Source organism: Allohoeflea poritis (genome assembly GCF_027889715.1).
In the GTDB taxonomy this organism is placed as follows: Bacteria; Pseudomonadota; Alphaproteobacteria; order Rhizobiales; family Rhizobiaceae; genus Hoeflea_A; species Hoeflea_A poritis.
Window position 1 is genome coordinate 237,707 of record NZ_JAPJZH010000003.1, and the last position, 13,735, is coordinate 251,441.

Consider the following 13,735-nt stretch of genomic DNA (forward strand, 5'->3'; position numbering starts at 1 on the left):
TCCATCAAATGTTCCAAGCTAAATCAGAATTGCTCTAACGCACAAGAATAGCGCGGAAATCGTTGACGTTGGTTCCCGTCGGACCCGGCACAAAGAGCGCATCGATGGCGGCGAAGGCAGACCAGGCGTCATTGTCGGCAAGCAGCGCCGCCGGATCGAGGCCCGCCGCCCGCATGGCCGTCACACTGTCGCCATCGGCAAACGCCCCGGCATTGTCTTCCGAACCGTCAATGCCGTCCGTGTCGGCGGCCAACGCGTGAATGCCGTCGAAACCGTCAATATCCATGGCGAAGGACAGCAGGAATTCCGTGTTGCGCCCGCCCTTGCCCTTGCCGCGCAGGGTCACCGTCGTCTCACCGCCCGAGAGCAGCACCACAGGTTTTGCAAATGGCCGGTCGCGCCGGGCAATCTCGCGCGCGATCGCCGCATGCATATGCGCCGATTCCCGCGCCTCGCCCTCGATGGCATCCGAAAGGATGGCGGCACTCAGTCCTAATGATTTCGCCTTCTCCGCGGCGGCCTCCAGAGAAACGCCCGCAGAAGCGATGACCGCTTGTTCGTGCCCGGCAAGGCGCCGGTCGTCCGGCTGCGGCGCGGGCGATGCGGCGTTTTCGATGTGAGCCAGGACATTGGCTGGCAGATCGATGGCGTAGCGCTCAATCGCGGTAAGAGCATCCGCAGCGGTGGTCGCATCGGCGACCGTCGGGCCGGACCCGACATCCGCCGGATTGTCGCCGGGAATATCCGACACGATGAGGCTGACGACCCTGGCCGGGTGCGCTGCTGCCGCGAGCCTGCCGCCCTTGATGCCCGATATCTGCTTGCGGATCGCATTCATCGCCGAGATCGGCGCGCCGGAAGCCAGCAGGGCCCGATTGACGGCGATCTCGTCTTCAAGGGTCAGCCCGGGCGCGGGACAGGGCAGCAAAGCGGATGCACCCCCGCAGATCAGCGCAATCACCAGATCATCCCGGGTCAGATTACCGACCGCGTCCAGAAGGCGCTTCGAACCGGCAAGCCCATTGGCATCGGGCACCGGGTGATCCGCTTCGAGCACCTCAACCGTCTCGCAGGCCGCGCCAAAACCGTAGCGGGTGACGACAACACCGTCCAGCGGTCCGCCCCAGCTCTTTTCCAGCGCTCTTGCCAACTGCGCGACACCCTTGCCGGCACCAACGATCACCGTACGGCCCCTGGGTTTCTCAGGCAGATGAGAACGGATCGTTGCTTCCGGATCGGCAGCCGCAATGGCCGCGTCGAACAGTGCGGTGAGAAGCGTGCGCGGATCTTCGGTCATTGGATCTAGAGCTCCAGATCAACCACGATCACGCCGTCAATGCCGCCAACCGTGTGCTCGACGATGCGCGCGCCGGCCGCCTGGTGTTTCTCGTCCACGAGATAGGCATCGCGCGCGTTCGCGTCCTCGAAATCGAACCAGAAGGCTTCCCTGAAGCCGCGAATGAGATCAGTCTCGACGGAGACATTGGCACCGGCATGGAAGCCGCGCACGCCTTCCAGGTGAGCCTGCAGGCCGGCAAGCGCGTCGAATATGTCCTGTTTCTGCTCGGTGGTGACGTCATCGCGGAATCGAAGCAAAACGAAGTGGCGGATCATGGCATGGCCCCGGTATCTTGTGTGGGCTTTGGATGGCGAGCAGCCACCGCGGCTCAGAATTCAGGCTTCTGTTTCTTGCGGAAGGCTTCAACGCCCTTTGCCGGCTCGCCCGACTGGCTGACCGCAAGCCCTGCAAGGGTTTCGAGGGCGCTTTCGCGTTCCTCGCCCTCGGCGGCATTGATCAGCATCTTGATGGCCGTCGTGGCGGCCGGACCGCGCGACAGGACGGTCGCCGCGATGCTCTCGGCCTTTGCCATCCCCGCGCCCTTTTCGGCAAGGTGATCGACAATGCCGGCGGCGAGGGCCTGTTCGGCGGACAGAATTTCACCGAAGAGCGCCATGCGCCGCACCGGCCCCGCCCCAAAACGGCGGACCGCGCGCTGGGTGCCGGACCAGCCGGGTATGATGCCGATGCCGGCTTCCGGCTGTCCGAAGCGTATGTGGTTCTCGGCAATGCGCAGATCGGCCGTCGCGGCAAGCTCCAGGCCGCCGCCCAGCACGTCGCCGCAAAGAACGGCTATCAGCGGCACGCGCAGGCGCGCCAGCATATTGAAGGCATCATGGCCGCGCCGCAACCAGTCCCGGGCGAATTCCTCGGGCGTCAGATCGCCCCACGCCTTGATGTCGCCGCCGGCGGAGAAGGCGCGGTCACCCGCAGATGAAAGCAATGCGATCCGAACCGAGGCGTCGGAATCGATCTCGAGGCAGATGCGGTGCAACTCCGCGACCATCCCGGCATCCAGTGCATTGAGCTTGTCTGCCCGGTCGATGGTAATGCGCGCGATGCCGCCGCTATTCGAATAATCTATCAGTGACGATCGATCTGCCATGCCCTGCCTCCGGGTTTCAGCTCAAGCCCGAATGGCTCGGGACAAAACAGGGCTTCATCCATCACTTTGAGGTCCGAGGCAACCTTCAGCGGTATGGCCGCCTGCCCCAGCACATCGCGCTCCAGCTCAATACCGGGCGCGATTTCCGTGACGACAAGCCCGTCTTCCGTCAGTTTGAGCACGCAACGCTCGGTGACGTAAGTCACGTCCTGGCCGAGCTCCATGGCGCGCCGGCCGGAGAACGAAATCTGTTCCACCTCTTCGACGATCTTGGCGATCTTGCCTTCCTTCTCGATAACGAGGCGGCCTTCCGAAACGGCAAGCTTTGCACCGGCATTGAAATAGCCGGAAAAGACGATGCGGCGTGCGCGCGCCGTGATGTCGACGAAACCACCGGCACCGGCGGTGACGTGCGGCCGCGCGGAGAGTTTTGAGACATTGACCGATCCGTTGCGATCGATTTGCAGGAACGACAGAAGCGATGCGTCGAAGCCGGCAGCCTGAAAGTAAGTGAACTGATGCGGCGAGGAGACGAATGCCTCGGCATTGGAGGAACAGCCAAACTTGAAATCGAGCAACGGAACGCCGCCGACGGCGCCCTGCTCGATGACCCAGGTGATTTCGCCGTGCTTTTCCTCCTCAAGCAGGATGCGCGGCACATTGGCGGATATGCCGAAGCCGATATTCACCGCCCAACCGGACCGCAATTCCTGAACGACCCGCCGCGCAATGACCTTGGCGACATTGAATTCGCCTGTCTTGAAACTGTCCAGCGGCCGGAAGAGCTCGCCCGATATGGCCGGATCGTAACTCGTCGCCGTCGTCTGCAACTGATCCGGCGCCTCGACGACGGTGTCCACCAGAATGCCCGGCACGCGAACGTCGTGCGGCTTCAAGGTGCCGGATTTGGCAACGCGCTTGACCTGGGCGATCACCAGCCCGCCGCTGTTGTGCGCGGCCAGCGCCAGCTCCATGGCGCCCAGATAGGCCCCCTCATGCTCGAAGGTCAGATTGCCGCGTTCATCGGCGGTGCTTGCGCGAATGATCGCCACATCCGGTGCGAGCGCCGGAAAATAAAGCCACTCCTCGCCCTCGAATTCCACTTTCCTGACGATGGGCTTATGGCTCGCCGCCTCATTCATGGCGCAGCCCTCATGCGCCGGATCGACGAATGTGTCGAGGCCGACTTTCGTCAGCACACCCGGCCGCTTGCCGGCTGCTTCGCGCAACATGTCGAAGATTATGCCGCTCGGCACATTGTAGGCGGCGACCTCATTGTTGCCGAGCATCTGCCAGATCAGCGGCGGCTCGGCGGAAGACGGACCCGACGGATAGGAGCCGCCCAGGATGGTGGTGATCAGCCCCTTCTTTGCAAGATGATCTATCCCCGGCGTGCCGAACATGTCGCCGGCGGCGATGGGATGAACCATGGTGAGGTCCCTCGGCGCCGACTCCGTATCAAACCTTTGGCCGACCGCTTCAAGCACCGCGTCCGGGCAGCAAAGGCCGCTCGATGCATTCACCGCGACGACAGCTCCGCTCTTGATCTGCCTTGCCGCCTCCGAGGCTCTCCTCACCTTAGACATCGATGTTCTCCGCTGCCCTTAATTAAGTAACTAGTTCGTTAATTATATGCCCAATTGGGCTTATATTTCAAGCGCCGCCACGGCAGGATTACGCCTAAAATGTTGCGATCGGGTGCAATTTTCAATATTTCCGGCGCCATAGAAAGCGCTATCGCCGGCAAACTTGCAAAATCGCCAAAAATGCGATTAATTAAGTAACTGGTTAGTTTATTATGAAAGAACGGACAATGACGGCTTATTTTCAACGAACCCACCAGCGCTCCTTCGGCACCTATCCCCTGCAGGGAGAGGAACTGAAGCAGGCGCTTGCCCACGCGATCGAGGCTGGATACCGTTCAATCGACACCGCACAAATGTATGAGAACGAAGCGGATGTCGGCGAGGCCCTCCAGGAAATCGGCACCCCCAGAAGCGAGCTTTTCATCACCACGAAAGTGCACCCGGACAACTTCACCGAGGAACGGTTCATCCCCTCCGTCAGGGAAAGCCTGGATAAACTCAAGACCGACTATGTCGATGTCCTGCTGCTGCACTGGCCGCCCATCGGCGGCGATATCGCGCCATCGCTGCGACTTCTTGAAGAAGCGCATAAACAAGGTCTTGCGCGCCATATCGGCGTGTCAAACTACACGGCGCAGATGATGCGCGAGGCACGAGACATCATTGATGCGCCGCTGGTGACCAACCAGGTGGAGTTTCATCCGCTGCTCAATCAGGACATCCTGCATGCGGCTTCGGTTGAAACCGGCATTCCGCTGTCGTCCTACTGCTCCGTGGCGCGGGGCGAGGTGTTCAAATATCCGCTTTTCGAAGAACTGGCCGAAGCCTATGGAAAGACCCCCGGACAGATCGTCCTGCGGTGGATCCTGCAAAAGGGCGTCTCGATCAACACCATGTCGACCAAACCGCACAATATCCATTCAAATTTCGATGTCATGGACTTCTCGCTTTCGAGCGTCGACATGGCGCGCATCGACGCGCTGACGCAAACCGGCATGCGCATTGTCGACGAAAGCCTGGTGCCGTGGGCACCGAAATGGGACTAAACACCTAGAGCAATTCTGAGTTAGCTTGGAACATTTGATGGTGGAAAATCGGTCCAGTCGGCCAGGCGCGTCGCGCAGCGCGATGTGGTGCATCGGGCAAGCGGCGCAACGACGTCCGATGGGCCGATTTTCCCCACCCTGGTAAGGCCTACCGTGTTGAAATTCAGAGATGATCGGGCCGGGCGATTTTGCCCCCTGGCGTCGTTGGCTCGCGCTTGTGGTGGGTTGGCACCACGACGCGCAATCCGCCTAGCCAGTGACCAAAATCGCCACGGTCAAATGATCCAAGCTAACTCAGAATTGCTCTAGCCAAAAAAAACGGCGGCCCAGGCCGCCGAGTTTGTGTCGGGAGGTGACACGCTACTGGTTGCCGCGAATCATGTCGCTGGCCTTCTCGGCTATCATGATCGTCGGCGCATTGGTGTTTGAGCCGATCAGGCTCGGCATGACGGAACTGTCGCAAATCCGAATTCCATCGAGACCGTGAACGCGCAGTTGCGGATCCACGACCGCCATCTCGTCCGTGCCCATCTTGCAGGTGCAGGTCGGATGATAGGAGGTGCGTCCATATTGGCGTGCATAGGCCTCGAAATCCGATTGGGTTTTCACGCCGTCGTCCGGATAGCGGATTGCCTTGATGTATTTCCGCAGGGACGGTTGCTGGAAGATCTCCGTGCTGATTTTCACCCCTTCGACGCTCGTTTTCAGATCGTCCGGTTCGGCGAGGAAATTCGGATCGACGATCGGCAGCGCCTCAGGATCGGACGAGCGCAACCGCACGGTCCCTCGGCTCTTCGGTCTGACCGTGTATGAATTCAGGGTGATCCCGGACGAGCCCTTGGGCACGCTCGGCACCCCGGCTTCGGCGCCCGCGCCGGCGAGAAAATGAAACTGCAGATCCGGCACAGCATTGGCTTCATCCGCAAACCAGAACGCGCCGCCTTCGACCACGTTCGATGTGACCGGACCGCTGCGGAACAACACATATTCGATCCCCGCCCAAAGTGCCCAGTGCGGCTTGTTGTACTTGTCGAGACTGTCATGGCCCTTGAGTTCGGCCACGATGTCGATCCCGAAATGGTCATTGAGGTTCTCGCCGACGCCCGGCAGGTCGTGCTCGACCTTGATCCCGTGTTCCTTCAGATGCGCGGCCGGTCCTACCCCCGACAGCATCATGATCTTCGGGGAACCGATCGCGCCGGCCGCCACCAGCACTTCGCTTTCGGCGCGGACCGTCTGCTTTTCCTTGCCCTTCGCATAGACGACCCCGGTTGCGCGGCCGGACTCGATGGTAATCCGCAACACCGTGCAGCCGGTCTCGACCGTCAGGTTCTTGCGATGAAGAACCGGTTTCAAATAGCCGACGGCGGCGGAGCAGCGGCGATAGTTTTTGGTCGTTGTCTGGTAGACCCCGCATCCGGCCTGGGTTTCACCATTGAAGTCATGGCTGTAGGGAATCCCGTTCTCCTGGCAGGCCTGCACGAAGGCGCGCGTCATGGCCTGCGGATCGGGAATGTTCGACACACCAAGCGGACCATCGGTGCCGTGCCAGTCGCCCGACAGGATCGTGTTGCCTTCCGAACGCAGAAAATACTGCTGGATATCCTTGAAGGCCCAGCCGTCGCAGCCCTCTTCCTTGGCCCAGCGGTCATAGTCGACCGGGTTGCCGCGTGTGAACACCTCGGCATTGATGGAGCTGCCGCCGCCGATGACGCGCGCCTGCGCGTAGGGAATCTCCCGGTTGTTGGCGTGTTTTTGCGGTGCCGTGACGAGGCCCCAGGTATGCGGCCCGGTGGTCATCTTGGCAAAGCCCACCGGCATGTGGATCAGCGGGTGCCAGTCCTTGCCACCGGATTCGAGCAGTAGCACCCGCACATCCGGATTTTCGCTGAGCCGATTGGCCAGAACGCAGCCGGAGGAGCCGCCGCCGATGATCACATAGTCATAAGCGGACGCCGCCATCACTCTACCCATGGAGACCGCTTGCCGATCTCGATATGCACGGACTTGATCTGAGTGTATTCCTCGACGCCATAGATACCCGCCTCGCGGCCCCAGCCCGACTGTTTGAAACCGCCGATCGGCAGTTCCGGACCGCCGGACAGTGTCGTGTTCACCCAGAACCGGCCCGCCTGCACCCGACGCGTCACCGTCAGCGCCTTGTCGATGTTTTTCGTCCAGACGCTGGCGGCAAGACCGTATTCGGTGTCGTTGGCAATGTCGATGGCCTGCTCCACGGTGTCGAAGGGCATGACCGTCAGGACCGGGCCGAAAATCTCTTCCCGGGCAATGGCCATATCGCGCGTGACATTGCCGAACAGCGTCGGTGCAATGTACTGACCGCGCCCGAAATCCAGTTGTTCGCCGCCGTGCAGCAGGGTTGCCCCTTCCGACTGCCCCTTTTCGATATAGCCCATGATTGTTGCGTTCTGTGCGTCCGTGGTGATCGCGCCGACCTGGGTCGCCTCGTCGAGCGGATCGCCCACCCTGACCTTCTTGAACTTTTCGGCCACCATGTCGGCAAATTGGTCGGCCACCGATCGCTCGACAATCAGACGGGATCCCGAGACGCAGCACTGGCCGGTATTGAACCCGATACCGAAGGCAACACCATCAGCAGCATCTTCGAGATCGGCATCGGCAAAAACGATTTGCGGATTCTTGCCGCCCAGTTCGAGGCCCAGCTTCTTGAAGTTGGTCCGCCCGGACGCTTCGACAACGCGCCGGCCCACCGCCGTCGAGCCGGTAAAGGACAGCATGTCCACATGGTCGTGCTCGATCAGGCCCTGACCGATGGTGCTGCCGGATCCTGTGACGACGTTCATCACCCCGTCGGGAAGCCCGGCGTCGTGCAAAATTTCCGCCAGCATCAAGGTGGTTACCGAGGTTACTTCGGACGGCTTGGCAACGATGGTACATCCCGCCGCAAGAATATAGGGCACACGCTCGCAAAGGATCAGGAACGGAAAGTTCCATGGTGTGATGAGGCCGACAACGCCGACCGGTTCGCGTGTGACCACGCCGAACATGCCGTCACCGAGATTGTTGAAACTGTCGCCGTGGATGGCGCGGGCGAGCCCGCTGGCATATTCGAACATGCCGATGCAGCCGCCGACTTCCGCCCTCGCCTGGCTGATCGGCTTGCCGTTTTCCAGCGTTTCCCAATAGGCGATCTCTTCGGCGCGCGTGCGGATGCCCTCCGCGGTTTTCAGAAGGACCGCGGCGCGGTCGGCACCGGACAGACCGGACCAGCGCCGGTCATCGAAGGCGCGCCGGGCCGAGGCAACGGCCATGTCCAGATCTGCCTCGGTGCATTTGGGAATGCGGCTCACCGGCACGTTATGACCGGGCGAGTTGCGTTCAAAGACGTCGCGGTCGCCCGCACCGATCCAGCCGCCGTCGACAAAAAAACCGAATTCGCGCGGTGTTTTTGGCAGGGAGAGATCTATCGTGGGTTTATCCATAGCCTGTTGCTCCGTTGATCAGCCGCTGACGTCCAACCCGTCGCGATAGTCGTTCCAGCCTCCATCCACCGAGGACGGTGCATCGTGCCATTGGTGCATGGCTTCGCCCGTGACAGGATCCTTGTCGGGGATAGGCAGCATCATGATCCGCTTGGCCGCCTGGTAAAACAGTTCGGGCGTCAGGTAGGCCTCCTGAATGTTGTCCCAGTCGCGCCCGCCGGCATAACCGCCGACCATGAGGATATCGTCCGAGTGCCCGACCATCTCATGGCTGACACCGGCCGGCATGACAATGACATCGCCGGCGTCGATGCGCACCCGGGACCAGCCTTCCACAGACAGGTTGAACTCCATCCATCCTGAAGCACACCCAAGGCATTCGTGCGAGGTCGAGTGAAAATGCGGATATTCATAGATACCCGGATATTCCCAGTTGTTGCCCCAGCCGTTTTTGCGGAACCTGGCCTTGATGGCATCAGCCCCGCCGCCTGGTATGCCGCCCCGGTGAATGAGCAGCGGAAAGCGGCTGTTGGGAATCATGCCTTCCGGCTTTGAAGTATAGGCTTCAGTGGTCATCACGGTCACTCCATTCGTTTACATCACGATCTGGGTCTTGAGGTCCTGTGGCCGGTCGGCGAAGCTGTCGAAAGCCACCTGGATTTCTGCCAGTTGGTATTCCGCCCGGGTGAAAGCATCAGTCCGGATGCGGCCATGGGAAAGCAGCGTCAGGCTGTCATGCATGTCCTGACCCATGCCGGCGACGGACCCCTTGATCGAATTCTCCTCGAGGATCGTCTGAAGAATGTCGAGCGGCAGCGTCTCGCCCGCACCGGTCAGGCCGAACGCCGCAATATGCCCGCCTTTGCGGACCAGCCCCTGCGCCTCCTTGTAGAGCGCCGGATGTCCGACGCTCTCAATCACAATGTCCGCACCACGCCCGTCGGTCGCCCGCATGACGGTGTCCTTCAATTCATCGGGATCGCTGACGCCGAAATCCGCGCCCGCATCGAGCGCCGTCTGAACGCGCTCTTGTGAAACATCCGAAACGATGATCGGCGCCGCGCCGATCGTGCGCATCAGCTGGACATGCAGATTGCCGATGGGTCCGGCACCGATGATCACAACGGATTGCCCGAATGTCACCTGCGCCTTGCGGGCGGCACGCACAACGCAGGCGAGCGGTTCGGTGAGCGCCAGGACAGCCGGCGGGATCTGACCCGATGCCGGGATCACCAGCCGCGCGGGCACGCAGATATATTCGGCGAAGGCACCGTCAATGGTAATGCCCATCTGCTGCATCTCGGGACAGTTGAGAACTTCGTTGCGCCGGCACCAGTAGCAGCGTCCGCAGCCGATGTTCATGTCGACGACCACCGGCTGCCCCTCCTCGAGACCGGCAACGTCATCGCCGAGTTTGGCGATGGTACCGGTAAATTCGTGCCCGGGGATCAACGGCAGCTTGTCCGCCGAATAGGCGCCGTGGAAAATATGCATGTCGGTTCCGCAGATGCCGGTCCGCGCAATCTTGATCAGCGCTTCGTTCGGGCCCGGTTCAGGCACCGGCACCTCGCGCAGATCAAATCGTCCGGGTTCAACCAAATAAGCGGCCTGCATGGTGCTCACTTGACCACTCCGCGCAATTTGGACCGGTCGATGGTCAGGGCAATGGCGGCAATCAGGACGATGCCGAACACCATCTGCTGCTGCGTCGCGTCGATTTCCAGATAGACCATTGCCGAGCGGATCACCATCACGATCAGCGTGCCGATGGCCGTGTTGACAACGCCGCCGACGCCACCGGTCAACGGCGTGCCGCCCACCAGAACGGCAACGATCGCCAGCAGCAGGAATCCATTGGCAAGGTTGGCGTCGCCGCCAGACAGTTTCACTGAAAAAAGCAGCCCGGCGATCGCCGCAAAAACGCCCGAGATCGCAAAGGCCAGGATCTTCACCCGGTCGACATTGAGACCCGATGCGATGGCCGCCAACTCGCCGGATCCGACCGCTTTCAGGGCACGGCCAAAGGTCGTGCGGGTCTGCAGGAACCAGGCGACGACCAGAAGGACGACGGCAATCGCCAGCTCATGGGGAATGCCCGCCGTGTTGCCGAACATCCAGCCGAAGCTGGCATCGCGCAATTCGGCATCCATATAGAGCGCCCGCTGCCCGGACAGGAATTTTGCGGCCGAAAGCGCCACGAAACCCATTGCAAGCGTCGACACGAAGCTCGGCACGTAAAGCCGTGTTGTCACGAAGCCGGAAATCACGCCGATGGCAAATCCCGCCACGATGGCGATCACGGCAACGGCAATGCCGAATTCCGCCAGGTAGACCGTGGCAATCACCGTCACCAGATTGGCAAGCTGCTGCACGGACAGATCGATCCCGCCAATATAGATGGCGAACGTCATGCCGAGCGCCATGATGAAAAGGGGTACGACGTCGCTCACCAGTGTCAGCAGCCCGGCCGGGTCGAAGAAACTCGGATTGGCAATGCCGACGATCAGGATCAGCACGACCAGCGTTATCCAGGGAAAGTGCGGCTTGATGCGTTCGAAGGACATTGGGCGGCCTCAGATCATGTGGTGGACTAGGTCATAGAGCGACGGCTTGGAGCCGGGTTTTCCGTCGAAGCGTTTCTGGAAAGCACCGTCCTTGAGAACGATGATCGTGTGGGACAGTCCGATCGCCTCCTCCAGCGTGTCGGCGACAAGCACGACGCCGACCCCTGCAGCGCACATCTCCCGGATCATCTCGTAGACATCTTCCTTGGCGCCGATATCGAGACCGCGCGTCGGGTGATCGAGCAGCATGATGTCCGCTCCGGCGGATCGCCATTTCGCCAGAACGACTTTCTGCTGATTGCCGCCCGATAGACCGCCGCAATCCTTGTAGACGTCTGGCGTCTTGATCCCCAGCCGCTCGATCCAGGTGCGGGCGAGGCTCTTTTCCTCATTAACCTTGAGAACACCGGCACTGGCATAGTTGCCCATCTGGCTCAGAGTCATGTTCTCGTAGACATTCATGCCCGCGACGATGCCTTCGATCTTGCGTTCGCGCGGGGTGTAGCCAACGCCAAGCTTGACGCCGTTTTGCGCGGTAAAGCGGCTGATCGTTTCGCCCTTGATCGTCACCTGTCCTTTTGTCGGCGTCTCCAGCCCGAAAATCGTGCGCAAGATGGCCTCGCGGCCCGATCCTTCGGTGCCGACAAGGCACAGAACTTCACCCGGGTGCAGTGCGAAGGAAATGTCGGTGTAGCGGTTGCCGCTGCTGACGCCGTCAAACCGGACCAGCACCTTGTCTTCGTCGTAAGGTTTCTGTTTCTGCTCACGGTAATATTCCTTGTCGACGTCGCGTCCCACCATCTTGTGCTGGATCGCATCCTTGTCCGCACCGTCATGGGCGACGACATCCACCACCGCGCCGTCCTTCATCACATAGATGCGGTCGCTGAGTTCCAGCACTTCTTCCATGCGGTGGCTGACGAAGATGAAACTTGCGCGTTTCGTCAGGTCGCGGACGAGACTGAAAAGCAGCTCCACTTCTTCCTGCGCGAGCACCGAGGTCGGCTCGTCGAGCAGGATCACCAGGTCGCCGTCGATGCGCTCTTCAAGCGTCAATACCTTTGCAAGTTCGACGAGCTGGCGCTGGGCGAAGGAGAGGTCCGATGTCGTCATCGCCGGGTCGATGTCCAGCTTTACCTTGGCGAGCTGTCTTCTCGCCGCCTCGGACATCGCCTTCCAGTCAATGACGCCGAGTTTGACGAATTGCTGCTCATATCCGAGAAAGATGTTTTCCATCACGGTCAGGTTCAAAATCAGAGACTGCTCCTGGAACACCATGCCGATGCCGTGATCCATCGCCATGCGCGGATTTTGAAAGCGCACAACCGTGCCGTCGATCAGCACGTCGCCGCCATCGGGCTGATAGGCGCCATAAATGACCTTCATCAGGGTCGACTTGCCGGCGCCGTTCTCGCCGACGAGGCCAACGATCTCGTGCCTGTTGACCTTGAAGTCGACGGCTTTCAGCGCATGCACGCCGGGGAAATGCTTGTCGACCTGTCTCAGCTCATACATGCGCCCGCCCCTATTTCACGAAACTGACGGACTTGCGGTCGGTCGAAAGCACCACCGCGAGGATCACGAGAATGCCCAGCACCCCGTCCTGCAGGAAGTTGGGCAGGCCGATCACCACCATGCCGTTGTTGATGACATTGACGATCAGCACTCCGACCAGCGTGTTCCACACGCCGCCGATGCCGCCCCACAGAGCGGTGCCGCCGACCACCACCGAGGTGATCGACACGAACATGAAATTGTTGCCGGTCGCCGTTTCGGCGATGCCGATGCGGCCCACTGCCAGGAGTGCGCCCACCGCAAAGAAGACGCCGGCCAGTGTGAAGCCCATGATGCGGACACGGTTGACGTTCAGGCCGCTGGCATGGGCGAGTTCTTCCCCGCCTCCAACGGCATAGAAGTTCCGGCCAAGCGTCGTGCGCGACTGAATGAACCACGCAATCAGCAGCATGACAGCCGCGACATAGACCATGATCGGGAAGTTGAACCAGCGGACGGTCAGCAATGAGCGGAACAGCTCATCCTCGACCCTTATACGATCTCCGCCCGTCAGCAGCAGCGCCAGACCGGTGCCGACAAAGCCCATCGCCAGAGAAGCCATGAAACTCGGTATCTTCAGGCGAACATGGACCAGACCGTTGATAAACCCGAGTGCGGCGCCGACCAGCAGCGCCACCGGGATGGCCAGCCACGCCCAACTGGCCAGCGTGCCGCCCCACCCGATGAAGGCAAAGGCAAAAATCACCGCGCAAACCGATACCGTGCCTTCCATCGACAGATCGATGGAGCCCATGATGATGATGAACGTCACGCCGATGGCGACCATCAGCGCGGGTGTCGCGGCAATGAAAATCCGCGCGGCGTTGCGGATCGAAAAGAAGCGGCTGTCTGCCAGGTACATGTGCTCCTTGCCCGCGCCGAAATCCTCGAGCCATTCGAAGAACGGGAACAGCAACACCAGAAAGACCAGCACCAGAAGCGGCGTCCACTTGATTATCCGTTCCCGGGTCAGGAAACGGGCGCCCGGTGCACTTTGAGCCGTGATGTCCGTCATGGTACGAGCCTCCATGCCCTTTGTCGCCGGCAGCTAGAGCAATGCGCAGTTCGGAATGTGGA

The 13,735-nt window shown here is 60.9% G+C and carries 12 protein-coding genes; 1 reads left to right on the top strand and 11 read right to left on the bottom strand.

Annotation, left to right across the window (positions count from 1 at the left end):
• Window positions 1-34: 34 nt before the first annotated feature.
• The 4 genes from OOZ53_RS06475 to OOZ53_RS06490 are packed head-to-tail and all read right to left on the bottom strand — an operon-like array spanning window position 35 to window position 4,030.
• On the bottom strand, window positions 35-1,297 hold the full coding sequence (locus OOZ53_RS06475; RefSeq protein WP_271088542.1) for a glycerate kinase type-2 family protein: 1,263 nt from the start codon (window positions 1,295-1,297) through the stop codon (window positions 35-37).
• A 5-nt stretch (window positions 1,298-1,302) separates the two neighbouring features.
• Window positions 1,303-1,614: a Dabb family protein gene (locus tag OOZ53_RS06480; protein WP_271088543.1), complete on the bottom strand. Its 312-nt coding sequence runs from the start codon at window positions 1,612-1,614 to the stop codon at window positions 1,303-1,305.
• Window positions 1,615-1,667: 53 nt separating this feature from the next.
• Entirely contained in the window at window positions 1,668-2,444 is a 777-nt protein-coding gene (locus OOZ53_RS06485) for an enoyl-CoA hydratase/isomerase family protein (RefSeq protein WP_271088544.1), read from the bottom strand.
• Window positions 2,423-4,030, bottom strand: a complete 1,608-nt coding sequence (locus OOZ53_RS06490; protein ID WP_271088545.1) for an acyl CoA:acetate/3-ketoacid CoA transferase — start codon at window positions 4,028-4,030, stop codon at window positions 2,423-2,425. The genes OOZ53_RS06485 and OOZ53_RS06490 overlap by 22 nt, the downstream gene beginning before the upstream one ends.
• 227 nt (window positions 4,031-4,257) lie before the next feature.
• On the opposite strand from OOZ53_RS06490, the gene OOZ53_RS06495 reads away from it, so the two are divergent.
• Complete coding sequence (locus tag OOZ53_RS06495; RefSeq protein WP_271088546.1) at window positions 4,258-5,076, top strand: aldo/keto reductase; 819 nt, start codon at window positions 4,258-4,260, stop codon at window positions 5,074-5,076.
• A gap of 360 nt (window positions 5,077-5,436) precedes the next feature.
• On the opposite strand, the gene OOZ53_RS06500 is transcribed toward OOZ53_RS06495, so the two are convergent.
• The 7 genes from OOZ53_RS06500 to OOZ53_RS06530 are packed head-to-tail and all read right to left on the bottom strand — an operon-like array spanning window position 5,437 to window position 13,673.
• Window positions 5,437-7,050 carry a GMC family oxidoreductase gene (locus OOZ53_RS06500; RefSeq protein ID WP_271088547.1) on the bottom strand — a complete coding sequence of 538 codons (1,614 nt, stop codon included), beginning with the start codon at window positions 7,048-7,050 and terminating at the stop codon, window positions 5,437-5,439.
• On the bottom strand, window positions 7,038-8,540 hold the full coding sequence (locus tag OOZ53_RS06505; RefSeq protein WP_271088549.1) for an aldehyde dehydrogenase family protein: 1,503 nt from the start codon (window positions 8,538-8,540) through the stop codon (window positions 7,038-7,040). The genes OOZ53_RS06500 and OOZ53_RS06505 overlap by 13 nt, the downstream gene beginning before the upstream one ends.
• An 18-nt stretch (window positions 8,541-8,558) precedes the next feature.
• Window positions 8,559-9,116 carry a hypothetical protein gene (locus OOZ53_RS06510; RefSeq protein WP_271088551.1) on the bottom strand — a complete coding sequence of 186 codons (558 nt, stop codon included), beginning with the start codon at window positions 9,114-9,116 and terminating at the stop codon, window positions 8,559-8,561.
• An 18-nt stretch (window positions 9,117-9,134) separates the two neighbouring features.
• Window positions 9,135-10,154: a zinc-dependent alcohol dehydrogenase gene (locus OOZ53_RS06515; RefSeq protein WP_271088753.1), complete on the bottom strand. Its 1,020-nt coding sequence runs from the start codon at window positions 10,152-10,154 to the stop codon at window positions 9,135-9,137.
• A 5-nt stretch (window positions 10,155-10,159) separates the two neighbouring features.
• Window positions 10,160-11,104, bottom strand: coding sequence for an ABC transporter permease (locus OOZ53_RS06520; RefSeq protein WP_271088552.1), 945 nt, complete (start codon window positions 11,102-11,104; stop codon window positions 10,160-10,162).
• Window positions 11,105-11,113: 9 nt separating this feature from the next.
• Window positions 11,114-12,619 (bottom strand): sugar ABC transporter ATP-binding protein, encoded by a 1,506-nt coding sequence (locus OOZ53_RS06525; RefSeq protein ID WP_271088553.1) that lies wholly within the window; start codon window positions 12,617-12,619, stop codon window positions 11,114-11,116.
• A 10-nt stretch (window positions 12,620-12,629) separates the two neighbouring features.
• Entirely contained in the window at window positions 12,630-13,673 is a 1,044-nt protein-coding gene (locus OOZ53_RS06530; RefSeq protein ID WP_271088554.1) for an ABC transporter permease, read from the bottom strand.
• Window positions 13,674-13,735: the final 62 nt, after the last annotated feature.

Excerpts from the sequence above, each read along its gene's own strand:
- OOZ53_RS06480 (WP_271088543.1), bottom strand. The coding sequence starts at position 1,614 with ATGATCCGCCACTTCGTTTTGCTTCGATTCCGCGATGACGTCACCACC.
- OOZ53_RS06530 (WP_271088554.1), bottom strand. The coding sequence starts at position 13,673 with ATGACGGACATCACGGCTCAAAGTGCACCGGGCGCCCGTTTCCTGACC.
- OOZ53_RS06515 (WP_271088753.1), bottom strand. The coding sequence starts at position 10,154 with ATGCAGGCCGCTTATTTGGTTGAACCCGGACGATTTGATCTGCGCGAG.
- OOZ53_RS06505 (WP_271088549.1), bottom strand. The coding sequence starts at position 8,540 with ATGGATAAACCCACGATAGATCTCTCCCTGCCAAAAACACCGCGCGAA.
- OOZ53_RS06490 (WP_271088545.1), bottom strand. The coding sequence starts at position 4,030 with ATGTCTAAGGTGAGGAGAGCCTCGGAGGCGGCAAGGCAGATCAAGAGC.
- OOZ53_RS06510 (WP_271088551.1), bottom strand. The coding sequence starts at position 9,116 with ATGACCACTGAAGCCTATACTTCAAAGCCGGAAGGCATGATTCCCAAC.
- OOZ53_RS06500 (WP_271088547.1), bottom strand. The coding sequence starts at position 7,050 with ATGGGTAGAGTGATGGCGGCGTCCGCTTATGACTATGTGATCATCGGC.
- OOZ53_RS06525 (WP_271088553.1), bottom strand. The coding sequence starts at position 12,619 with ATGTATGAGCTGAGACAGGTCGACAAGCATTTCCCCGGCGTGCATGCG.
- OOZ53_RS06520 (WP_271088552.1), bottom strand. The coding sequence starts at position 11,104 with ATGTCCTTCGAACGCATCAAGCCGCACTTTCCCTGGATAACGCTGGTC.
- OOZ53_RS06485 (WP_271088544.1), bottom strand. The coding sequence starts at position 2,444 with ATGGCAGATCGATCGTCACTGATAGATTATTCGAATAGCGGCGGCATC.
- OOZ53_RS06475 (WP_271088542.1), bottom strand. The coding sequence starts at position 1,297 with ATGACCGAAGATCCGCGCACGCTTCTCACCGCACTGTTCGACGCGGCC.
- OOZ53_RS06495 (WP_271088546.1), top strand. The coding sequence starts at position 4,258 with ATGACGGCTTATTTTCAACGAACCCACCAGCGCTCCTTCGGCACCTAT.